Origin of the sequence: Kutzneria sp. NPDC051319 (genome assembly GCF_040682195.1) — a bacterium.
Classification (GTDB): Bacteria; Actinomycetota; Actinomycetes; order Mycobacteriales; family Pseudonocardiaceae; genus Kutzneria.
This window is the reverse complement of the sequence record NZ_JBFBAM010000012.1, coordinates 15,716-37,026: the sequence shown is the minus strand read 5'-3', so window position 1 is coordinate 37,026 and position 21,311 is coordinate 15,716. Positions and strand designations below refer to the sequence as shown.

General features: G+C 70.1%; 24 protein-coding genes. 17 read left to right on the top strand and 7 right to left on the bottom strand.

Features of this window, described 5'->3' with window-relative positions; genetic code table 11:
• The first annotated feature begins 21 nt into the window (after positions 1-21).
• On the top strand, positions 22-687 hold the full coding sequence (gene lexA, locus AB0M73_RS14650; protein ID WP_043718362.1) for a transcriptional repressor LexA: 666 nt from the start codon (positions 22-24) through the stop codon (positions 685-687).
• On the opposite strand, the gene AB0M73_RS14645 is transcribed toward lexA, so the two are convergent.
• Both AB0M73_RS14645 and AB0M73_RS14640 read right to left on the bottom strand, forming a co-directional pair.
• A complete protein-coding gene (locus AB0M73_RS14645; RefSeq protein WP_363891115.1) occupies positions 684-1,382 on the bottom strand; it encodes a hypothetical protein in 699 nt (232 codons plus the stop codon). The genes lexA and AB0M73_RS14645 overlap by 4 nt on opposite strands.
• Positions 1,379-1,870: a SigE family RNA polymerase sigma factor gene (locus AB0M73_RS14640; RefSeq protein ID WP_363891114.1), complete on the bottom strand. Its 492-nt coding sequence runs from the start codon at positions 1,868-1,870 to the stop codon at positions 1,379-1,381. Before AB0M73_RS14640 ends, AB0M73_RS14645 begins: the two co-directional genes overlap by 4 nt.
• A gap of 71 nt (positions 1,871-1,941) precedes the next feature.
• Here AB0M73_RS14640 and AB0M73_RS14635 point away from each other — a divergent pair, with 71 nt between their 5' ends.
• The 6 genes from AB0M73_RS14635 (at position 1,942) to AB0M73_RS14610 (ending at position 7,198) form a co-directional block, all read left to right on the top strand.
• Complete coding sequence (locus tag AB0M73_RS14635; protein WP_363891113.1) at positions 1,942-2,862, top strand: hypothetical protein; 921 nt, start codon at positions 1,942-1,944, stop codon at positions 2,860-2,862.
• Positions 2,862-4,007, top strand: a complete 1,146-nt coding sequence (locus AB0M73_RS14630) for a peptidoglycan-binding domain-containing protein (RefSeq protein WP_363891112.1) — start codon at positions 2,862-2,864, stop codon at positions 4,005-4,007. The genes AB0M73_RS14635 and AB0M73_RS14630 overlap by 1 nt, the downstream gene beginning before the upstream one ends.
• Positions 4,004-4,669, top strand: coding sequence for an ABC transporter ATP-binding protein (locus tag AB0M73_RS14625; RefSeq protein ID WP_363891111.1), 666 nt, complete (start codon positions 4,004-4,006; stop codon positions 4,667-4,669). Before AB0M73_RS14630 ends, AB0M73_RS14625 begins: the two co-directional genes overlap by 4 nt.
• Positions 4,660-5,853 (top strand): ABC transporter permease, encoded by a 1,194-nt coding sequence (locus AB0M73_RS14620; protein WP_363891109.1) that lies wholly within the window; start codon positions 4,660-4,662, stop codon positions 5,851-5,853. Before AB0M73_RS14625 ends, AB0M73_RS14620 begins: the two co-directional genes overlap by 10 nt.
• A 67-nt stretch (positions 5,854-5,920) precedes the next feature.
• Complete coding sequence (locus AB0M73_RS14615) at positions 5,921-6,409, top strand: CGNR zinc finger domain-containing protein (protein ID WP_363891107.1); 489 nt, start codon at positions 5,921-5,923, stop codon at positions 6,407-6,409.
• 3 nt (positions 6,410-6,412) lie between these two features.
• Complete coding sequence (locus AB0M73_RS14610; protein WP_363891106.1) at positions 6,413-7,198, top strand: alpha/beta hydrolase; 786 nt, start codon at positions 6,413-6,415, stop codon at positions 7,196-7,198.
• Here AB0M73_RS14610 and AB0M73_RS14605 read toward each other — a convergent pair.
• Positions 7,167-7,997 carry an oxidoreductase gene (locus AB0M73_RS14605; RefSeq protein WP_363891104.1) on the bottom strand — a complete coding sequence of 277 codons (831 nt, stop codon included), beginning with the start codon at positions 7,995-7,997 and terminating at the stop codon, positions 7,167-7,169. The genes AB0M73_RS14610 and AB0M73_RS14605 overlap by 32 nt on opposite strands.
• A gap of 104 nt (positions 7,998-8,101) precedes the next feature.
• Between AB0M73_RS14605 and AB0M73_RS14600 the strand changes: the two genes are divergently transcribed.
• Positions 8,102-8,650 (top strand): TetR family transcriptional regulator, encoded by a 549-nt coding sequence (locus AB0M73_RS14600; RefSeq protein WP_363891102.1) that lies wholly within the window; start codon positions 8,102-8,104, stop codon positions 8,648-8,650.
• A 182-nt stretch (positions 8,651-8,832) separates the two neighbouring features.
• Here AB0M73_RS14600 and AB0M73_RS14595 read toward each other — a convergent pair whose 3' ends face one another.
• Together AB0M73_RS14595 and AB0M73_RS14590 are read right to left on the bottom strand one after the other, a co-directional pair.
• Positions 8,833-10,425, bottom strand: a complete 1,593-nt coding sequence (locus AB0M73_RS14595; RefSeq protein WP_363891100.1) for an MFS transporter — start codon at positions 10,423-10,425, stop codon at positions 8,833-8,835.
• 263 nt (positions 10,426-10,688) lie between these two features.
• On the bottom strand, positions 10,689-11,246 hold the full coding sequence (locus tag AB0M73_RS14590) for an ABATE domain-containing protein (protein WP_198047220.1): 558 nt from the start codon (positions 11,244-11,246) through the stop codon (positions 10,689-10,691).
• Between the two features lie 117 nt (positions 11,247-11,363).
• Between AB0M73_RS14590 and AB0M73_RS14585 the strand changes: the two genes are divergently transcribed.
• From AB0M73_RS14585 to AB0M73_RS14555, 7 genes are all read left to right on the top strand, one after another.
• On the top strand, positions 11,364-11,774 hold the full coding sequence (locus tag AB0M73_RS14585; protein WP_363891098.1) for a DUF664 domain-containing protein: 411 nt from the start codon (positions 11,364-11,366) through the stop codon (positions 11,772-11,774).
• Positions 11,775-11,777: 3 nt separating this feature from the next.
• Complete coding sequence (locus AB0M73_RS14580) at positions 11,778-12,776, top strand: helix-turn-helix domain-containing protein (RefSeq protein WP_363891097.1); 999 nt, start codon at positions 11,778-11,780, stop codon at positions 12,774-12,776.
• Complete coding sequence (locus AB0M73_RS14575; RefSeq protein WP_363891095.1) at positions 12,769-12,936, top strand: hypothetical protein; 168 nt, start codon at positions 12,769-12,771, stop codon at positions 12,934-12,936. The genes AB0M73_RS14580 and AB0M73_RS14575 overlap by 8 nt, the downstream gene beginning before the upstream one ends.
• Positions 12,937-13,063: 127 nt before the next feature.
• A complete protein-coding gene (locus AB0M73_RS14570) occupies positions 13,064-14,212 on the top strand; it encodes an epoxide hydrolase family protein (RefSeq protein WP_363891093.1) in 1,149 nt (382 codons plus the stop codon).
• A gap of 67 nt (positions 14,213-14,279) precedes the next feature.
• Entirely contained in the window at positions 14,280-14,804 is a 525-nt protein-coding gene (locus tag AB0M73_RS14565; RefSeq protein WP_363891091.1) for a D-alanyl-D-alanine carboxypeptidase family protein, read from the top strand.
• Positions 14,805-14,833: 29 nt separating this feature from the next.
• Positions 14,834-15,520, top strand: coding sequence for a response regulator transcription factor (locus AB0M73_RS14560; RefSeq protein WP_363891089.1), 687 nt, complete (start codon positions 14,834-14,836; stop codon positions 15,518-15,520).
• Entirely contained in the window at positions 15,517-16,962 is a 1,446-nt protein-coding gene (locus AB0M73_RS14555; RefSeq protein WP_363891087.1) for a HAMP domain-containing sensor histidine kinase, read from the top strand. The genes AB0M73_RS14560 and AB0M73_RS14555 overlap by 4 nt, the downstream gene beginning before the upstream one ends.
• Here AB0M73_RS14555 and AB0M73_RS14550 read toward each other — a convergent pair.
• Complete coding sequence (locus AB0M73_RS14550; RefSeq protein ID WP_363891085.1) at positions 16,886-17,698, bottom strand: NAD(P)H-binding protein; 813 nt, start codon at positions 17,696-17,698, stop codon at positions 16,886-16,888. The genes AB0M73_RS14555 and AB0M73_RS14550 overlap by 77 nt on opposite strands.
• A gap of 73 nt (positions 17,699-17,771) precedes the next feature.
• Between AB0M73_RS14550 and AB0M73_RS14545 the strand changes: the two genes are divergently transcribed.
• Positions 17,772-18,218, top strand: a complete 447-nt coding sequence (locus AB0M73_RS14545; protein WP_363891083.1) for a MarR family winged helix-turn-helix transcriptional regulator — start codon at positions 17,772-17,774, stop codon at positions 18,216-18,218.
• 149 nt (positions 18,219-18,367) lie between these two features.
• Positions 18,368-19,831, top strand: a complete 1,464-nt coding sequence (locus AB0M73_RS14540; protein WP_363891081.1) for a cellulose binding domain-containing protein — start codon at positions 18,368-18,370, stop codon at positions 19,829-19,831.
• Here the strand turns inward: AB0M73_RS14540 and AB0M73_RS14535 are convergent.
• Positions 19,828-21,219: an MFS transporter gene (locus AB0M73_RS14535; protein ID WP_363891278.1), complete on the bottom strand. Its 1,392-nt coding sequence runs from the start codon at positions 21,217-21,219 to the stop codon at positions 19,828-19,830. The genes AB0M73_RS14540 and AB0M73_RS14535 overlap by 4 nt on opposite strands.
• Positions 21,220-21,311 lie beyond the last annotated feature (92 nt).

Here is a 21,311-nt window from a genome sequence, read left to right as displayed (position 1 = left end):
GGCCCGTCCTATGATCAACCGGTGACCGCATACACCGATTTCGACCCGTTCCAGGACATGGACGTGGAGTCGCTCCCCGAGCGGCAGGTGAAGATCCTGGCCACGATCAAGGAGTGGGTGGTCGAGTACGGCTATGCGCCGAGCACGCGCGAGATCGCGGACCGGGTCGGCCTGAAGTCCAACTCCTCGGTCTCCAAGCATCTCGCCGCCCTTGAGGAAAAGGGCTACCTGCGGCGCAGCGCCTCGGTGTCGCGCCCGATCGACGTGCGGGACTTCCTGCGCGGCAACGGCCGCAGCCGCGAGCACGGCGACGGCGCCGTCAGCGTTCCCGTGGTCGGCGACATCGCCGCCGGTATTCCCATCACGGCCGAGGAACACGTCGACGACATTCTGACGCTGCCCCGGGAACTGACCGGCCGCGGCACGGTATTCGGCCTGCGGGTCCGCGGCGACTCGATGGTCGACGCCGCGATCTGCGACGGCGACATCGTCGTCATCCGCAAGCAGCAGGAGGCCCATTCGGGGCAGATCGTGGCCGCCATGATCGACGGTGAAGCCACGGTGAAGGTTTACCGGAAGCAAAACGGGCACGTGTATCTGGAACCGCGGAATCCGGCCTACAGCGTGATCGACGGCGACCGCGCGGAAGTGCTCGGCGTGGTGGCGACGGTACTGCGCTCCGTTTAGCGGCCGGGCCCCTGGCCGTAATCGAGCAGGGCGCCCTGATCGTCGAACGCCGACAGCTGCACCACGCTGGCCTGCGTGATGCCCTCAGCGTCGTACTTGGGCAGCGCCCAGAAAATGGTGACGTTCAGCTCAGGCACCCGCTGTCCGTCCACCGGCAGCGGACCGCCCGCGTACACGGACTTGAAATGCTGCACCGGCCCGACGAAAAAGCCGAACAGCGGCACATAGCTGCCCGGGTGGCCGGTGGTGACGCTGTGGAAGCCGTTGCCGCTGAGGTCGGCATCGATCGTCAGCGTGGGCGTGAGCTTGCCGTCGGCCGCCTTGTGGGCCAGGACCAGCTGGTACTTGGCGGATCCGGTGGCGTCGCGGACGTGCGCGAAGAACAGCACCGCGCGGCCTTCGGCGTCCGCGATGCCCGTGTCGACCACCGTGCCCATCGGCACCACATCGGTGGCCGCGGTGTGCGGAGCGGACACGGTGACGGTGCTGTGGTCCTGGGCGTCCCGGAAGATCTGGACACCGAGCACGCTGCCGGCGACGGCCATGAACGCCACGATCATGGCGGCCCCGGTCAGCAGGCGCCGGCGGGCCCGGCGGCGGCCGCCGATCCGCATCACCCGCGCCACGTCGACGGGGGCGAAGCACTGGTCCGGCGGCTCGGCCATGGCCTCCCGGAGGCGGTCGACGTCGTTCATGAGACACGCTCCATGAGCGCCTCGGACATGCGCATCTTGGCCAGCGCCCGCGAGGCCGTGCTCTTCACCGTGCCGACCGAGACCTTCAGCTCGACGGCGACGTCGGCCTCGGACAGGTCCCAGAAGTGCCTCAGCACGACGATGGTCCGTTCCCGCGGCGACAGCAGGGCCAGGGCCCGCAGCAGCCACTCCTGGGTCGCGACGCCGTCAGCCAGGTCGGGGATCGGCTGTTCGGGCAGCTCTTCGGTGGCGTCCTCCCGGATGGGCCGCCGCCAGCGGTCGATGACCATGTTGGCCAGCACCTTGCGGGCGTAGGCGAACGGGTCCTGCCGGCGGATCCGGGACCACGCCGTGTACACCCGCACCAGCACCGTCTGCACGTCGTCCTCGGCCTGGTGGCGGTCCCCGGTCAGCAGGTACGCCGCGTGCTGGAGGCGCGCGGAGCTGGCCCGCACGAACTCCACGAACTCGACGTCACCTCTGGCCATGCCTGCTCCGACGCCGGGCGGCCGCGCGGGGTTGCCTCAACCTTTTGGCGCACTCGCCCGTCGAGACCGTCATGACCACCACGATAAGGGCGCTGCTGGCCGTCGGGGCGGCCGGCGTGCTGCTGGCCGGCTGCGGAGGTGCCCCTTCGGCCACCTCGACCACCCCGGCCGGCACCTCTTCCTCGGCATCCACGCCTACCGAGGCAGCCCCGGACACGAACACGCCGGAGGGCAAGGCCGAGGCCTGGTCCATCAAGTTCGAGAACCTGATGGCCGACTGCATGAAGGCCGCCGGCTTCCAGTACGTGCCGCATCCGCAGCACTACAGCCGGCCCGCCGGCAACGTGGCCGGCAAGGACCCGGCGCTCGTGCCGTACGACGTGCTCAAGCCGTATCGGCAGAAATACGGCTACGGCACCTACTACGCCGGCGACGTCTTCCCCAACGACCCGAACGTGGTCAGGCCGGCCGCCGGCCCCGAGTCCAACCCCAACAACGCCATCCGCGCCGGCCTCGACCCGGCCCGGCAGCAGGCCTACGACCAGGCCTTCGACGGCGGCGCCCGGGAGAAGCTGACAACCGCCAGCAAGAAGACCGACGTCAAGACCGGCGGCTGCTCCGACAAGATCAGCAAGCAGCTCGGCAACATCGACGACGGCCCCGCCGTGACGACCGACCCGACGGCCCAGGCCGCTGCCGCCCTGGCCGAGCAGCAGTTCACCACCGACGCGACCGTGCTGGCCGCCGCCCAGGACTACGGCAACTGCCTGCGTCAGCACGGCTACACCGTGCCCAGCACCAAGCCCGGGGTGATCGAGCGCACCCTGGAGCAGACGGTGGAGCAGGAGCACACCGACAGTCCGGCGGTGGACAAGAAGCAGGCGCTGACCAAGGAGATCAAGATCTCCCTCGACGACCTGGAGTGCGGCAAGGCCTACGAGGCGGCGGCGAAGCCGTTCGTGGAGAAGCTGCTCCAGGTCGGTGTCGGCTGATGAACCCGAGACGGGTGATGCTGCTGGTGGTCGGCGTGGCCCTGGCGACCGGCGCGGCCGGCTGGGCGGTCGGCGCCCAGATCACCTCGCCGGCCGACGCGGCCGCCGCGCACCAGCCGCCGCCCGCGTCGTTGATCACGGTCGGGGTGGCCAAGCAGGCCCTGGCCAGCACGATCACCGCGCAGGGCACGATCAGCTACACCGGCGCGACGCCGTTGACACTGACCGGCACGGTCGGCGGGGCCGCGACGCAGCTGGTGACTCGGGCCCCCGCCGTCGGCACGACGGTCGGCTCCGGCCAGCGGCTGCTCGAAGTGAGCGGCCGGCCGGTTTTCCTGCTGCCGGGCCAGGTTCCGATGTACCGGACCTTGTCCGACGGCATGAAGGGCGATGACGTCAAGCAGCTCCAGCAGGCGCTGACCGCCCTGGGCTACGGGCACCTGACCAACGGCACGTTCGACGTGGTGACGCAGATCCAGGTCAAGCGCTGGTACGAGCACGCCGGCTACGAGCCGCAGGCCGAGGCCGACAAGGTGACCGTGCCGTCGGGCGAGATCCTTTTCCTGCCAACGCTTCCGGTCCGCGTGGACACCGTCACCACGCGGGCCGGCGCGACCGCCGCCGGGCCGATCGGCACAGTCACCAACAGCACCGTGAACATCCAGAGCACCGTGCCGTCGGCCGATGCCCAGTTCATCCACGCCGGCATGAACGCCACGTTGACGCTGCCCGACGGCGCCACCATGCCGGCGAAGGTGGACGCCATCGGCAAGGACGCCGCACCACCACCCACCGATGAGCCCGTGCAACCCAGTGCGCCGCAACAGCCCCAGCAGCAGCAACAGTCCACTTCGGACGCCACGCCGCTACGTCTGGTGGCGCAGGACCCGGCCGCGTTGGCCGCCTACGCCAACAAGGCCGCGAAGATCGACATCGAGGTCGGCAAGACCAACGGCGAGGTTCTGGTGGTGCCGGTCGCCGCCGTCGCCACCAGCCAGGACGGGTCGACACGCGTGCAGGTGCAGCGCAAGGACGGCTCCGTGCAGGACGTCGGCGTGCGGTTGGGGCTGACTGCCAACGGCTTGGTCGAGGTGTCGGGCACCGGTCTGGCCGTCGGGGACCGCGTGGTGGTGGGCAGCAAGTGACCGTGATCAAGCTGGACGCCGTGAGCCGCGTGTTCGCCGCCGATCCGCCGGTGGAGGCGTTGAGCGACGTCCATCTGACCGTTGCCCGTGGCGAGTACGTGTCGATCGTCGGCGCCTCGGGCTCCGGCAAGTCGACCTTGCTGAACACCTTGGGCCTGTTGGACCGGCCCACGTCCGGCAGCTACCAGCTGGACGGCGTGGAGACCGCCGGCTTGAGCGACCGTGAGCGCACTTCGTTGCGTGGCAGCCGGATCGGCTTCGTCTTCCAGTCCTTTCACCTGTTGTCGTACCGCAGCGCGGTCGACAACGTGGCCATGGCCGAGTTGTACGGCTCTTCCGATCGCAAGCACCGTTCGGAGCGGGCTTCCCATGCCCTGGGGCAGGTGGGTTTGGGTCACCGCAAGGATTTCCGCCCCGACAAGCTGTCCGGCGGCGAGCGTCAGCGGGTCGCCATCGCCCGCGCCCTGTTGGGCCGGCCGGCGCTGTTGTTGTGCGACGAGCCCACCGGGAACCTCGACCGGGCCAACACTTCCGGCGTGCTCGACCTGTTCGACGAGTTGGCGGCGCGGGGCGTGACGTTGATCGTGATCACCCATGACGAGCAGGTCAGCCGGCGCGCCCAGCGTCGGGTGCGGATCGAGGACGGCCGGCTGTGCGACTGATCGATCTCGGCGACGAGGCCCTGGCCGGCGTCGCCTCCCGTCCCGTGCGGACCGCCCTGACCATGCTCGGCACTTTCATCGGCATCACCACTCTGGTCATCACCCTCGGCGTCGCCACCACCGCCGGCAACCAGATCGCCGGCCGTTTCGACGCCGTCAGCGCCACCGGCGTCACCGTGACCGTTCCGACGGCGCCCCACCCGCTGGTGTCATGGTCCGGTTTATCGGACCTGTTGCGGCTCAATGGCGTTCATGCCGCCGCCTCGGTGTCCGAAATGGACCCCGCCGCCAATCCCTCCGTGCGGGCCAATGAGCTGCACGACCCCAACACCGTCACCGATCGTTCGCTGCCCGTCGTCGCCGCCACCGCCGGCCTGCCCGAGGTGGTGAACGGTTCCCTTGCCCTGGGCCGCTTTTTCGACAACGGTCACGTCACCCGGCACGACCGCGTCGCCGTTCTCGGCGCCACCGCCGCCAAGCTGCTGGGCATCACCCGCGTCGACGACCAGCCCGCCGTGTTCGTCAACGACCAGGCCTTCACGGTGATCGGCGTGCTCGCTGCCTCCGGCCTGGACCTCGACCATGCCCTCGACGCTTCGGTGATCTTGCCCTACACCGCCGCCGCCGACCGCCTGCACATCGGCGCCCCCAGCAAGGTGTTGATCCGCACCGACCTCGGCGCCGCCCCGCTGATCGCCCGTCAGGCCCCCGTTGCCTTGAGCCCCAACGACCACGCCCAGCTCCAGGTGGTCGCCCCGCCCGACCCCGCCACCCTGCGCGGCGGCGTCGAGCATGACGTCAACGGCCTGTTCGTCGTGCTGGGCCTCGTTTCCCTGGTCGTGGGCGCCATCGGCATCGCCAACGTCACCCTCGTCACTGTCATGGAGCGCATCGGCGAGATCGGCCTCCGCCGCGCCCTGGGCGCCCGCCGCCGCCACATCGCCGGCCAGTTCCTGGTGGAGTCCGGCACCGTCGGCCTCATCGGCGGCGTCATCGGCACCAGCGCCGGCATCGTCGCCGTGGTCGTCATCTCCGCCCTCAACAACTGGACGCCCGTCCTCGACCTCCCTCTCGCCGCCGGCGCACCCTTCGCCGGTGCTTTGGTCGGCCTGCTGGCCGGCCTCTACCCCGCCCTCCGCGCCGCCACCTTGGAGCCCGTCGACGCCTTGCGCGCCGGCACCTAGCCCCCACCGACAGGGGCCAAATGGATAGCAACCTTTGGTTCCATTAGCGGTGTGCTAGGTTGACGGGGTGCCGGAACCGCTGCCGGTTGAGCTGATGAACACGGTCCGCCCCGACGGGGACGTGCTGGACGACGCGTGGCCGCACGCGGCCGACCTGCCCGGGCCGGTGGATCTCGGCCAACTACGTGACCTGCGACGGGCGCTGCGAAGGCTCGCGGCCGACGCCACCGAGGACCCCCGCGCGCCCGTCGACCCGATGTCGCGGCCGGCGGCGCTGGCCGTCCTGAACGTGCTGGCCGAGCAGGCGCAGGCCCGGCTGATCTGGCCGGACGGCGGGCTGCCGGAGCGCACGTTGCACGGGCCGGCGGCGGGTGTGATCGCGACCATGGGGCTCGAATTGCTTGCCGGCGCGGAGCGTGGCCGGCTGCGCGCCTGTCTGGCGCCGAACTGCGTGCTGTACTTCGTGAAGGAACACACGCGCCGCGAGTGGTGCTCGCCCAGCTGCGGGAACCGGGCACGGGTGGCCCGCCACTACCAGCGCCACCGTCAGGACTGATCGATGCACAGTGCCAAGACCGAGTTAACCGGGTCGCTGGGCGTGCCGCTGGCCGCCCGGCTCGAACTGCCGGAGGGCACGCCCTGCGCCTACGCGCTGTTCGCGCACTGCTTCACGTGCAGCAAGGACGTGCTGGCCGCGTCCCGGATCTGCAAGGCGCTGACGGCCTACGACATCGCGGTGCTGCGCTTCGACTTCACGGGTCTCGGCGGCTCGGGCGGCGACTTCGGCAACACCGACTTCTCGTCCAACATCGAGGACCTCGTGCTGGCCGCCGACCACCTGCGGACGACCTACGCCGCGCCGACCCTGTTGATCGGGCATTCGCTCGGCGGGGCGGCGGTGTTGGCGGCGCGGCACCGGATTCCCGAGGCACGGGCGGTGGCGACGATCGGCGCGCCGGCGGACCCGGAGCACGTGCTGCACCTGCTCGGCGACCGGCGGGACGACATCGAACGCGACGTCGAGGCGGACGTGGTGCTCGGCGGGCGGAAGTTCCGCGTGCGGGCCAGTTTCCTGGCCGACGTCGCCGCCCAGCCGCAGGCCGAGTGCATCGCCACGCTGGACGCCGCGCTGCTGGTCATGCACTCGCCGGTGGACGAGCTGGTCGGCGTGGACCACGCCCGGCGGATCTTCGACACCGCGCGGCACCCCAAGTCGTTCATCGCCATCGACGGCGCCGACCACCTGCTGACCCGGCAGCCCGACGCCAACTTCGTGGCCTCGGTGCTGGCGGCCTGGGCGCCCCGATACGCGTTCAGGCCTGAGGAAAATCGGCCGACCGGCTGACGTCGGCCCACATCTGCACCTCGGCCGCCCGGGAATCCTGCGACTTGCGCACGAGGTCGACGGCGGTGGCGCCGAGCAGCAGGCGCAGCGGCGGCTCGTCGGCGTCGACCACGTCGACGATCACCTTGGCGGCGCGGACCGGGTCACCGGGCCAGTCGGCCGAGGTCTTGGCGCGGAAGCGGTCCATCTCGCCGACGGTGCCGTCGTAGTCGGGGTCGATCACCTGGTCGGTGGAGAAGGACGCCCAGTCGGTGCGGAACGGGCCGGGTTCGATGATCGTCACCTTCACGCCGAACGGCTTGACCTCGTTGTTCAGCACCTCGGAGAAGCCCTCGACGGCGAACTTGGCCGACTGGTAGGCGCCCATGCCCGGGGAGCCGCCGACCCGGCCGCCGACCGAGGAGAACTGCAGGATGTGGCCGGAGCGCTGCTTGCGCAGCACCGGCAGCGCGGCGCGGGTCACGTTGACCACGCCGAAGAAGTTGGCCTCGAACTGGTCGCGGAAGTCGGCTTCCGGCATGTGCTCGATCGGCGCGCTGGCGGCGTAGCCGGCGTTGTTGGCCACGACGTCAAGGCGGCCGAAGCGCTCCACCGAGAACCGCACGGCCGCTTCGGCCTGCGCCCCGTCGGTGACGTCCAGGGCGAAGGGCGCCACCCGGTCGCCGTACTCACGCACCAGGTCGTCCAGCTGCTCGGGCTTGCGCGCGGTCGCCACCACGTTGTCGCCGCCGGCCAGCGCGGCCTCGGCCAGCCGCCGACCGAGGCCGCGCGAGCTTCCGGTGATCAGCCAGGTCCTCATCGTCCTACCGCCTTCACTCTCTAACTAACTGGATGGTTACATCAACCATGACACCATCTGGAACATTCCGCGTCAACTAACTAGATAGTTGCTACGCTCACACCATGGCCAGGGACGCGCACGCCACCCGACAGCGACTGCTGGAAGCGGCGACCGCCGAGTTCGCCGAGCACGGCATCGCCGGCGCCCGGGTGGACCGGGTCGCGGCCGCCGCGGGCTGCAACAAGGCGCTGATCTACTCGTACTTCGGCAACAAGGACGACCTGTTCGAGGCGGTGTTCGCCCGCAGCATCGCCGAGTTCTACGAGCTGGTGCCGTTCGACGCCGGCGACCTGCCGGCCTACGCGGGCCGGCTGTTCGACCACTACGAGGCCCATCCCGTGACGCTTCGACTGTCCACCTGGTACCGACTCGAACGCGGCAACGGCGTCCTGCCCGCCGTCTCAGCCGTCAACAACGTTCGCCTGGAACGGCTTCGACAGGCGCAGGTCGACGGCGCCGTGGCCACCCACTTCGATCCCGTCCAGCTTCTCGTGCTGCTCCAGGCCATCCCCGCCGCCTGGGCCACGACCAACCCGGAGCTGGCCGACGCCTCCACCCGGGAGTTCCGCCGCCGCACGGTAGTCGACGCCGTCAAAAAGCTGCTCGCATAAAAGGGATCGACCCCCACCCGCCGTCCCGGGTGGGGGTCGATCCTGTTCCGTCGCCGCCGCGTCTTTGCTGCCACGCAAACCTTCATGACGCGTGGTGCCGGCAACGGAAGTCTGTTGGTGGTTGTGGGGCCGGCTCGCCCTGGTACGAACGAGCCGGGCCCCGACTCACCTACTCGCCGCTGTCAGGCGACGGTGCTGTGGAGGACCTTCGTCTCTTCGGTCTTGTTCTCGTCCTTGGGGGCGGGCGGGGTGGGCTTGATCCGGCGCAGCAGGGCGATGGTGAAGATCGCCGCGCCGACCGCCACCACACCACCGGCGATCGCCGAGTAGTGCAGGGAACTGGTGAACGCCTCACGGGCCACCGTCAACAACGAGTCGGCCTGAGCCTGGGGCAGGCCGTGGGCCACAGTCGAAGCCGTCGCCAGGGTCTGGTTGGACGCCTCCACCGCGGCGGCTGGGACATTGATCGGGGTGTGGGCGTCGAAGTAGCTGCCGTACACCGCGGCGCCGACGGAGCCGAGGATGGCGATACCCAACGCACCGCCCAGTTCCTGGCCGGTCTCCAGCAGTGCGGACGCAGCTCCGGCACGCTCCTTGGGAGCAGCGGCGACAACCAGGTCGGTGATGCAGGTCAGCACGATGGCGATGCCCATGCCGATCCCGATCGCGCCACCCATGACCGTGAACAGGTTGCGCTCGACCCCGAGCTGAGTCATGACCACAAAGCCCACGGCGGCAACAAGGAAGCCGGTGGCAATGATGTAGGCGGGGCGGACCGTGCGGGCCACGATCGTCACGAACGGCACCACCAGCGTGACCACGACCGGGGAAGCCATGGTCCACAGCGCGGCTTCGAGGGTGCTCATCCGCAGGACTTCCATCATGTACTGGGTGGTGAAGATGCCGAACCCGATCAGGCAGAACGCGCAGGCGATGCTGACGGTCATGGAGGCGCCGAAGTCGCGGTTGCGGAACAGCTGCGGGTCGATCATCGGGTGCTGGAGCGTCTTCTGCCGGCGGACGAACACGTAGCCGAGGGCGACACCGACCACGAGGGCGACGGCCGGCAGGGTGGAGAAGCCGTTGACCGCGGCCTCCTTCAGAGCCCAGATCACCGACAGCACACCGGCCAGCGACAGCAGACCCGAGGCGAAGTCGAACCTGCCGGCCTGACCCTTGGGCAGGCGGTACTCGGGCACCAGCGTCGGCACGAGGATCAGCAGCAGGACCATGACGGGGGCGTTGATCAGGAAGACCGAGCCCCACGGGAAGAACTGGAGCAGCACACCGGAGACGATCGGGCCGAGTGCGGCGCCGACGGACAGGCCGGTGGACCAGACGGCGATGGCCGAGCGGCGCTGCTTCTCGTCCTCGAACATGTTGCGCACCAACGCCAACGTCGAGGGCATCAACGTCGCGCCGCCGACACCCTGGATGGCCCGGGCGACGATCAGCGTGGTCGGGTCGCTGGCGAAGGCGGCCGCCACGGAGGCCAGGCCGAAGATCACCGAGCCGATCAGCAGCAGCTTGCGGCGGCCGATCCGGTCGCCGATGTTGCCCATCGTGATGAGCAGGCCGGCCAGCACGAAGCCGTACATGTCGATGATCCACAGCTGCTCGGTGCCGCTGGGGGCCAGGGCCGAGGAGATCGACGGGATCGCGAAGTAGAGGACGGTCATGTCCATGGACACCAGGAGCAGCGGGAGCACCAGAACGGCCAGGCCGATCCATTCGCGCCGTCCGGCGAGGCGGGGTGTTTGCGTGGCGTGTGTCATGACTCGAAACATACACACGTTCATGACGTATGTATAGAACGGACGTCTAAGACAGACTACGGACTAGGGATTCGCCTACCCCGCAACGCTCTGACCAGTCCACATGAGTGGCTCACTTGCCCCCTGGGCCCACCTGAGCCACTCAGGTGCGACACTCGCCGGGCACGTGAGTGGCTCAGGTGGCCGCGGAGGCGAAATGAGCCACTCACGTGCGGCCGGTAGCGGCGGGCCGGGGGCGACCGCGGGGTAGTCGCCCGAATGTGTCAGGTGGCGGGGGCGAGGTTTCCGCGTTGGCGGGCGCGGTAGGTGGCGCCTTTGACTTTGTTGCCGCAGGTGGTCATTGAGCACCATTCACGGCGGAAGCCGCGGGAGCGGTCGATGAAGACCTGGTTGCACTCGGGGCGCTGGCACTCCTTGAGGAGGGCGAGGTCGGGGCCGCCGAGGAGGTCGACGGCGGCGCGGGCGACGGTGGCAAGCGCTTGCGCGGGGGTGGCCTCGACGCGGCGGCCGGCGGGGGTGAGCTGGGGGGCGGCGGGGGTGGCGCGGGCGAAGGAGTTGATCAGGGAGATGTCGGCGGGGCGCCGCTCCTCGTCGAAGAGGCGGGCGGCGACCAGGGCGTAGATGGCCTCGCGGAGGGCGACGGCGTCGACGAGGTCGGCGGGCCCGGCCGGGGGGCCGGCATCGAGGATCGAGGACTCGCGGTACCAGGCGTCCAGGGACGCGGGCCCGTCGAGCATCTCCAGCGGGTCGTCGAAGCGGCGGCCGCGCAGGGTGCCGACGAAGTCGAGCGCCGGGTGGTCGCACGGGAAGCGGTGAACCATGCGCACCAGTTTGACAGGTGCGCAGACGTCATGCAATGCTGCACACCGTTCTAACCGGTGCGCAATAAGTCCCCGTGAATCGCACACCGCCTCGACAGGTGCCGACTGGAGACGCCAGTGATCACGCGAGAGCAGTACCTCGACTTCTTCGCCAACGCGCTCAACGGGATGGCCGACATCGTCGCCGAACTGGGCGACGACCTGGCCAACCGGCGCATGCCGCTGCCGGGCGCCAACACGCCGTACGCGCTGCTCAACCACAGCGTCGGCGCCATCGGCTACTGGGTCGGCGAGGTCGTCTCCGGCCGCCCGGCGCACCGCGACCGGGACGCCGAGTTCACGGCGGAAGGGCCGGTCGCGCCCCTGCTCGACCGGGTCCGGGACACCGTCATCCAGCTATCCAAGGACATCGCTGCGGCCCACGAGGACACCGACAGCGCGGGCGCCCTGCTGCACGTCTACACCGACGTCGTCCAGCACCACGGCCAGCTCCAGATCATGCGCGACGCCCTCGTCGCCGCGGCCTGAGCCATGCACCCCGTCAAGTCCCCGCCGGTCTCCCGCGGCCGCGACCGCCACGTGATCGCGGTGCCGGTGCTGCCCGACTCGGTGACGCTGGAAGTGGCTGTGGTGCAACAGGTGTTCGGTCGCCGGCCGTTCCCCGGCGCGGACGACCTCACCGGCCGCTACCAGGTCGTGCTGTGCGGCGAACGCCGCCGCCAGCCGCTGCCCGGCGGCGTGGACCTCGGCGACCTGGCCCCGATGGCGACCGTGCTGTCGGCCGACACGGTTTTTGTCCCCGGTGTCGAGAATCCGTTCGCCCCACGCAGCCGCACGCTGCTGGCTCTGCTGCGGGCCGCCTTCCACGGCGGCGCGCGCATGGTCGGACTGTGCGGCGGCACCTTCCTGCTCGGCCGCGCGGGCGTGCTCGACGGCCGCCGCGCCACCACGCACTGGCTCTACTCGGCGGCGTTCCGTGAGGAGTTTCCTTCCACCCGCCTGGAAATCGACCGGATCTTCGTCGACGACGGCGCGGTGCACACCTGCGGCGGCGCACTGTCCACTGCGGACATCGCGCTGCACCTGCTGTCGCTGGACATCGGCGACGCCTACGCCAACGCCATCGGCCGGCTGCTGGTCGTCGCGCCCAACCGGTCCGGCGAGCAGCTCTCCCGCGACCACGGTCAGCTCATGCCGGATTTTCTCAGCTGGCTGCGGGAACACGTGCACCAGCCGCTCACGTTGAACCAGCTGGCGGCACAGGCACACGTCAGCGAGAGGAGCCTGGTGCGCAAGTTCCGCCAGGCCACCGGGACCAGCATCGTCGACTGGGTGGGCCGGGAACGGACCGAGCGGGCCAAGACCCTGCTCGAGACCACCGACCACCTGGTCACCGACATCGCGGTGATGACGGGCTTCGGCTCCGCCGAGTCACTGCGCCGCAACTTCGCCAAGCACGTCGGCGTCTCGGCCCGCAGCTACCGGGCCAAGTTCCGGCCGACCAGGAAGTCCGGAGGTAGTCATGGCTGAGCTCACCGACCAGGAAGCCGCCGCCGTCCGCCGCGAGCGTTTCGGCACGCTGCCGGCGCGCGTGCCGGCCGACCACACCGTGGAGATCGTGCCGCCGGAGCGGTTCGAGTTCACGGGCGTCGACCCCGACACCGAGTGGATGATCCGCTACAGCGCATGAACGGGCAGTCTTGAACGTCGTGTTCGGACAGTCCTTCCCGGCGCCGGCCGACGGGAGCGCGGCGGGGCCTGGATAACCCGCGGCGGCAGGCGTAGACGTGGAGCCAACGCCGTCGAAGGGAACACCGGTGCGTCCATTTCGGAGCGTCACCACCTACCAGCAGCTCACCGATTTACGGGAAAGGCTGGCCAGGACGCGCTTTCCGCCAGCACTGTCCGGATCCGCCTGGACGCACGGCACGCCGCCGGACTATCTCGCAGAACTCCTCACGTACTGGCGGGTGGTGTTCGACTGGGGCGCGGCCGAGCAGCGGCTCAACGCCCTGCCCCAGTTCCTGGCCGATGTCGGCGACACGACGGTGCATTTCGTGCACGCCAAGGGAATCGGGCCGAAGCCGTTCCCGCTGCTGTTCTCGCACGGCTGGCCGGGATCGTTCTTCGAGGTTCACCGGATCATCGGACCGCTGACCGAGCCGGCGGCCCACGGCGGCGACCCGGCCGACGCCTTCGACCTGATCGCGCCGAGCCTGCCCGGCTACGGCTTCTCCCCCCATCCGGGCACGCCCGGCCTGAGCCCCCAGGCCATCGCGACCCTGTTCCACCGTCTCATGACCGAGGTGCTCGGCTACGAGCGTTACGGCGCGCAGGGCGGCGACTGGGGCGCGATGATCACCACCGCGCTCGCCCGCACCCACGGCGAGCACCTGGCCGGCATCCACCTGAACCTGCTGGGCGCGCTGCCGGTGCTGGACGAGAACTCGCCGCCGCTCACGCCGGCCGAGCGGGCGTTCCTGGCCGAGATCGGGCAGTGGCAGGCCGAAGAGGGCGCGTACAGCCTGCTCCAGGGCACGAAGCCGGCCACGCTGGCCGCCGCGCTGTCCGACTCCCCCGCCGGCCTCGCGGCCTGGATCGTGGAGAAGTTCCGGGCCTGGAGCGACTGCGGCGGCGATGTCGAGTCCGTGTTCAGCAAGGACGAGCTGCTGACCACCATCACCCTCTACTGGCTGACCAACACCGCCGCCACCTCGACCCGCCTGTACTACGAGGCCCAGCACAACGAGGGCATGCTCGCGCCGGGGTACGTGGACACGCCGACCGGCTTCGCCTCGTTCGCCCACGAGATCATGACGCCGCCCGAGGAGTTCGTGCGCCGCGGCTACAACCTGACCCGGTTCACCGAGTTCGAGCGCGGCGGGCACTTCGCCGCCCTGGAACGGCCCGAGGAGCTGGTGGCCGAGATCCGGGAGTTCTTCCGACCGTTGCGGGCCCCACAGTGAGCCACTGTCACACAGCCGTGACACTCCTAGGTCAGAGCCAGCACACGCCGCCCTCACGATTGTCCGTATGACCCGAACGATCCTGCTCGAAGCCGCGACCAAGGTGTTGGCCCGCGTGTTCCTGCCGGTGGCCGTCCTGCGCCACCACGGCGCGGCCCGGCATCATGCCGCCCAGTGGGCCCTGGGCCTGCGGTTCCCGCGTGAGTCGCTGGCCGGCCTGCACCCGACGACCCGCCGCGCGTTCGAGGCGGCCCGCGCCGAGGCGTTCTGGCGGGACGGCCAGCTGATCGGGCTGACGTCGGGTCATCGGGACGCGGCCGAGCAGTACCGCCTGTACAAGGACGCGGTGCGCAGCGCGGGCTCGCACCAGGAGGCCCGCCGCTGGGTGCTGCCGCCGCACGAGTCGAGCCACGTGCAGGGCACCGCGCTGGACGTCCGCCCGTCCGAGGGGGCGGCGTGGCTGGAGCGCAACGGGGACAAGCACAAGCTGTACCGCCGTTACGACAACGAGCCGTGGCACTTCGAGCTGTGCGCCACCCGGCCGGCCCGCCAACCGCATCCCGGCGCGGCGCCGGTACGCCGTTCGTGCTAACCACTGTGTATCCGACCGGAGGAGGCGCGGTGGCCCAGCTGTTGCTCGTCGAGGATGACACCGTGCTGGCCGAGGCCCTGGCCCGGGCGCTGACCGCGCTGGGCCACGAGGTGACGGTCGCTCACAGCGGCGAGCTGGCCCTTGAGCAGCTGTTCGACCACCGCATCCCGACCGACCTGGTGCTGCTGGACGTGATGCTGCCGGGCATCGACGGCTTCGAGGTGTGCCGCAGGATCCGCGCCAGGTCCACGGTTCCCGTCGTCCTGTTGACGGCGCGTGGCGACCCGGTGGACATGGTGGTGGGGCTGGAAGGCGGCGCGGACGACTACGTGGTCAAGCCGGCCGAGCCGCGGGTGCTCGACGCCCGCGTGAAGACCATTCTCCGCCGCGCCTCGACCGGCCAGGAACAGCCCAGCGTGCAGACGTTCGGCGACCTGTCCATCGACGCCGAGGCCATGATCGTCACCAAGTCCGGCGAGGAGCTGCACCTGACCTCCACGGAAATGCGGCTGCTGCTGGAGTTCACCGACCACGTGGGCCAGGTGCTGTCCCGGCAGACGCTGCTCAAGCGGGTGTGGGACTACGGTTTCGCCGGCGACTCGCGACTGGTGGACGCGGCCGTGGCCCGGCTGCGGGCCAAGATCGAGCCGGACCCGGGCAACCCGACGCTGCTGCGCACCGCGCGGGGGCTCGGCTACCGCCTGGTCAAGCCGTGAGGCGTTGGCATCCCGGGCTGCGCACGTCCATCGTGTTGTCGGTCATCGCGATCACGGTGGCCGCCACCGCAACCATGGCCTATCTGTCGTACCAGTTGCAGCAGAGCGAGATCCAGCATCGCTTCCGGGACGCCGCATCGGCCGATTTCCAGTCGGACGCCCAGCAGATCCACCAGTGGCTGGTGCACGCCGCCGCCCCCGAAGGGTCCAAGGTGGACGGTGCGGCCGACTACCTGCACGGCCGGCTCGCGCTGGAGTGGTCCATCGTGAACCTCAACCCGGCCACCGGCCCGCAGTCCCGGCTGGTCTCCGGGGGCAACGGCTATCTCGCGGTCGCCGGCTCCCCCGCCGTGATCCCCAAGGAGCAGGTCGACCGGGCGCGGCAGGGGCTCGAACCGATCGACTACGACGGCGCCTACCAGGGGAGCCTGCAGCTGGTCTTCGTCGGCCAGACCGAGCCGAACATGCTGCTGGTCGAATTCTACAGCACCGCCTCCGTCGACCACGAGCTGGCCAGCATCCGGCTGGAGCTCAGCGCCGCATCCGTGGTGGTCATCCTGGTCGGCAGCGGGCTCGGGCTGTTGGCCGCGCGCCGCATCCAGCGCCGGGTCCGGGTCGCCGCCGGGGCCGCCCGCCAGCTCGGCTCGGGCGACCTGGAGACGCGGCTTCCCGTGCAGGGCCAGGACGAGTTCACCGATCTGGCCGGCGAGTTCAACGCCATGGCCCGGCGGCTCGGCGAGTCCATCGAGGAGCTGCGACGCAAGGACGAGCAGCAGCGCCAGTTCGTCGCCGACGTCGCCCACGACCTGCGGACGCCGATGGCCGTGCTGATCGCGGCCAGCGACGGCCTCGCGGGCCCCGACCACGACCGCTCGGCCGAGCTGATCGCCTCCCAGTCGCGGCGGCTGAGCGCGCTGGTCGAGGACCTGCTGGAGATGTCCCGCTTCGACGCCGGCGCCGCCGAGTTCCGGCCGGAACCCGTTGACCTGCAAGAGCTCTGCGTCGACGTGGTGCAGATGGTGGCCGCCGACATCCCCGTCCGGCTGCTCGGCGAGGGCGTGCTGGTCGGCGATCCCCGCCGGCTGCACACCATCGTCCGCAACCTGGTCAGCAACGCCCTGCACCACGGCGCCCCGCCGGTCACCATCACCATCGACGGCACGGAGCCGTCCGAGGTCCGCGTGGCCGTCCGCGATCACGGCCCGGGCCTGCCGCCGGAGCTGATGCCCGTGGTCTTCGACCGCTTCGTCCGGGGCGACCGCTCCCGCCGCGGCGAGGGCAGCGGCCTCGGCCTGGCCATCGCCTACGAGAACGCCGTCCTGCACGGCGGCCGCATCGACGTCGCCAGCCCCGGCGGCGCGGAGTTCACCCTTGTGGTGCCCCGAATTCCGCGCGATGGTCGGCTGCCCAGCGACGAAAGCCCCGAGCCGGCGCACCCGTGATCGCCGGCACGGTGTCGGTGACCAGCGTCGGCTCGTCGACGCAGCGGGCGTCGGTGTCCAGCAATTCGGCCATCACCTCCGCTGGAATGAACGCCGGCCGCCGCTCGGTGGCCTGCTGCCGGCTGATCGTGCCGACGGTGATCGGCCGGTCCAGCACCTCGGCCAGGATCGCCACCTGCTGCCGGTAGCTCAGCGCCTCGGGGCCGGTCAGCGTCAACGCCTCGCCGAGGTGGCTGCCCGCGTCGAGCACGGCCTGGGCGACGGCGGCGATGTCGTCCTCCTGGACGGGCGCGTACCGGGCGTCCGGATACGCGAACTCCACCGTGGACCTGGCGTGGATGGATTCCGCCCAGCGCAAGGAGTTCGCGGCGAACGCGCCGGGCCGCAACACGGTCACCGGCAGCCCGGAGGACAACAGGGCGTCCTCGACGGCCTTGTGCCGCGCGGCGATCGAGCCGCCGCCGTAGAGCACCGCCGACGACGACACCTGCACGACGTGACGAACGCCGTGGGCCGCCTGGAGAAAGGCCTCGACGCCGCCGGGCTGGGTGTAGAGCAGCACCCGGTCGACGCCGTCGAGGGCCTCGGCCAGGCCCTCCCCGGTCCGCAGGTCGAGCCGCACCTCCCCCGGCCCCGGATGGCTGCTCGCGACCCGGATGGGCGTTCCGGCGCTGGTCAGGCGGCTGATGAGGGACCGCGCGATGCGGCCGCGCGCGCCCGTGACGAGGACGGTCATGGTGGTGCTCCCCCTACGATGGACTGTCGAACAGTATTAGCTTTGTAAGCAAAGCTAGTTTGGAGTCAAAGCCATGTCAACGGTGGACACCACCGTGCGCGAGCTGCTGCTGCTCATGCCGCGGCTGGTCGGGCGGGCCAAGAAGCTGCCGGTGCCGGCCGAGCTGCACGGCTTCTCGCTGGCCCCGCGGCACATCGCACTGATGGCCTACCTGCTGTGCGACGGGCCGCTCACCGTCAACGAGCTGGCCGCCCGGCTGGAGGTGGCGCCGACGACGGCCAGCCTGATGGTCGGCGACCTGAGCCGGCAGGGCGTGCTGGACCGGGCCGAGGACCCGGCCGATCGCCGCCGCACCATCGTGAGCATCGCCGAGAATCACCGCGCGGCCGTCAAGGCCTGGTTGTCCGGCAGCGCGAACGCGTGGCGAAAGGTGCTGGCGCCACTCACCTCCGACGAGCGGGACCTGTTCGTGGCCACGCTGCGGGCCTACGACCAGGCGATAGCCGAAGACACGCCCTGACCTGCGGTTTTGTCCATACGAAAAGCGTCAGAAAAGCGTCGCCGGATTCTTAATTCACATACGTGGAGTTACCCGATCCGCCCATTGCCGGGGCGATGGGGCGACTCGATACTGCGTGGACCCCGCCCTGCGTTTCCGGAGGTTCCCGCGTGTTCCGAACAAGACTGCTGGCGCCGCTGGCATCGGTCGGCATAGTGGCCGCGCTGCTGGTCGTGGCCCACCCGGCCGACGCCACGGCGCCGTCCGCGACGGCCCCGGCGCTGACCGCCCAGTTCAGTCAGACCTCGACGTGGAGCAACGGCTACAACGGCAGCTACACGATCGCCAACGGCGGCACGGCCGCCAGCAGCACCTGGGTCGTCGAGTTCGACCTGCCCAGCGGCACCACCGTCACCAAGGCCTGGAACGCCACGCTCACCCACACCGGCCAGCACTACAAGCTGGCCAACGTCAGCCACAACGGCGCGATCAAGCCCGGCGCCACCACCAGCTTCGGCTTCGGCGTGAGCGGCCTGGCCACCCCGACCGGCTGCCTGCTCAACGGCGCCGACTGCGCCGGCGGCGGCCCGACGACCACCACCACAACCACGACGACAACAACAACGACTACGACCACCACCACGACCACGCCGCCCAGCGGGCCGACGGTGAACGTGGGCACCGCGGCGGAGCTGATCGCCGCCCTCGGCAGCGCCGAGCCCGGCCAGGTGATCAAGCTGGCGTCCGGGACGTACCACGGCTCCTTCATCACGCAGCGACCCGGCACCGCGGCCGAGCCCATCACCCTCACCGGCCCGGCCGACGCCGTGCTGGTCAACGACGGCCCGGCCGGCGACCCGCCGGACTGCGCCCAGCCGACCGCCGGCTACGACTCCGGCTACGGGCTCTGGCTGTTCAACGCGGCCTACTGGAATCTGACCGGTTTCACCGTCGCCGACTCCAAGAAGGGCATCATCGTCGACAATTCGCCGCACACGGTCATCGACGGCGTGACGGTGAGGCGCATCGACGAGGAGGGCATCCACTTCCGGCGGTCGTCGGCCGATTCCGTGGTGCGCAACTCCACCATCACCGACACCGGCCTGGTGCAGCCGGGTTACGGCGAGGGTGTCTACATCGGATCCGCGGTCTCAAATTGGCCCTGCTACGGCAACACCGACGGCGTCGACCGCGGCGACCGCGTGCAGGTGCTCGGCAATCATCTGGGCCCGAACATCGCGGCCGAGCTCATCGACGTCAAGGAGGGCACCACCGGCGGCCTGATCAGTGGCAACACGTTCGACGGCCAGGGCATCACCGGCGAGAACTCGGCCGACTCGTGGGTCGACGTGAAGGGCGCCGGCTACACCATCGACGGCAACCACGGCACGTTCGCCAGCCCCGGCACCTTCGCCGACGGCTACCAGACGCACAACGTGAGCACCACGCCGTCGTTCCCGAACGGCTGCGGAAACGTGTGGCGGAACAACGTTTCCGATCTGGGCGGGGTTGGGCAGTACGCGATCGACGTGACATCGGTGTCGAAGTGCGCAGGCACGCCGAACGTGGTCTACGCCTCGAACACCGTCACCAATGCGGTGAAGGGGCTCACCAACATCGCGGTGACGCCCTAATCGCCGGCGGCCGGCCGGACCGCCGCCCGGCCGACCGTGGTGCGCCGCAGTTCGTACACGGCGATGACTATTGCCACCAGCATGAATCCGATGGCACACCACAACGTCGTGGACACGGCAGCCGGGCTGTGTCCCATCACGTTGGGGCTCGCCGCCGCGACCGAGTAGAAGACGGTCGCCAGCACCGCCGTGCCGATCGCGGTGCCGATCCGCTGACCGGTCTGCAACGCGCCGCCGGCCACACCGGCGATGCGGTTCGGCACACATTCCAGCGTCAACGTGGTGTTGGGCGAGATCACGGCGCCACCACCGATTCCGGCCACCAGCAATGGCAGCGCGATCGCGCCGCCAATCACGTCTTGCGGGACCAGTCGCACCACCACCGCGACCGCGGCCAGCCCTATCGTGATGAGACTCAGCCCGGCCACCGTCACCTTGCGACCCAAGCGGGAAACCAGCCGGCCGGCGACCGCCGCCATGATCGAGGAACCGACCGCGAACGGTGTCACGGTGAGTCCGGACTGCAACGGTGTGTAGTGCAAACCCTTCTGCAGGAACAGCGACATCACCAGGAAAATGCCGGCGAACCCGCAGAAGTACACCGATCCCAGCAGCAAACCCGACGAGTAGCCGGAAACCTCGGTGAACAGCCGCAGGTCGAGCAGCGGCTTCCCGCCGCGGGCGGACACACGGTGCTCCCACAGCACGAACAGCACCGCGAAAACCGGCGTGAGCGCCGCCAATAGCCACCACCAGCCGACCGGGCCGCTCTCCGACTCCACGATCGGCAGCAACACGCCCAGCACCGCGACACCGAGCAGGAACGCGCCGATGTGGTCGATCTCCCGACGCAAAACGACGTGGCGGCGATCCACCCGCGGCAACCAGCGCAGGGCCAACACGAACGCGAGCACCCCGACCGGCACGTTCACGTAGAACACCCAGCGCCAGCCCGTCTCGTCGCCGAACAGGGCCAGGATCAGGCCGCCCAGCACCGGTCCGGTCGCCGTGGAAATGCCGATCGTGGCGCCGAGCAGGCCGAACGCCTTGCCGCGTTCGGGGCCGCGGAACAGATCCTGGATCAGGCCCGAGTTCTGCGGAGTGAGCAGCCCCGAGGCCAGTCCCTGCAGCAGTCGCGCGCCGATCAGGAACGTCTCGTTCGGGGCCGCGCCGGCCACCGCGCTGGTCAGCACAAATGCGGTCAATGCGACAAGGAACATGACCCGTCGGCCGAGCACGTCGCCCAGCCGGCCGCCGGCAACCAGGGACAGGCCGAAGGTGAGCGCATATCCGGACACGATCCACTGCACGGATCCGGCGGAGGCGTCAAGACCGTTCTGCACCGAGGGCAGCGCCACGTTCACGATGCTCACGTCGAGCAGGCTCATGAAGCCGGCGGCGAGGCTGACCGCCAGTGCTTTCCACCGGCGGGGATCGGGTTCGCTCACCCCTCCATCCTGCGGCAGGCACGTTCCGTGCG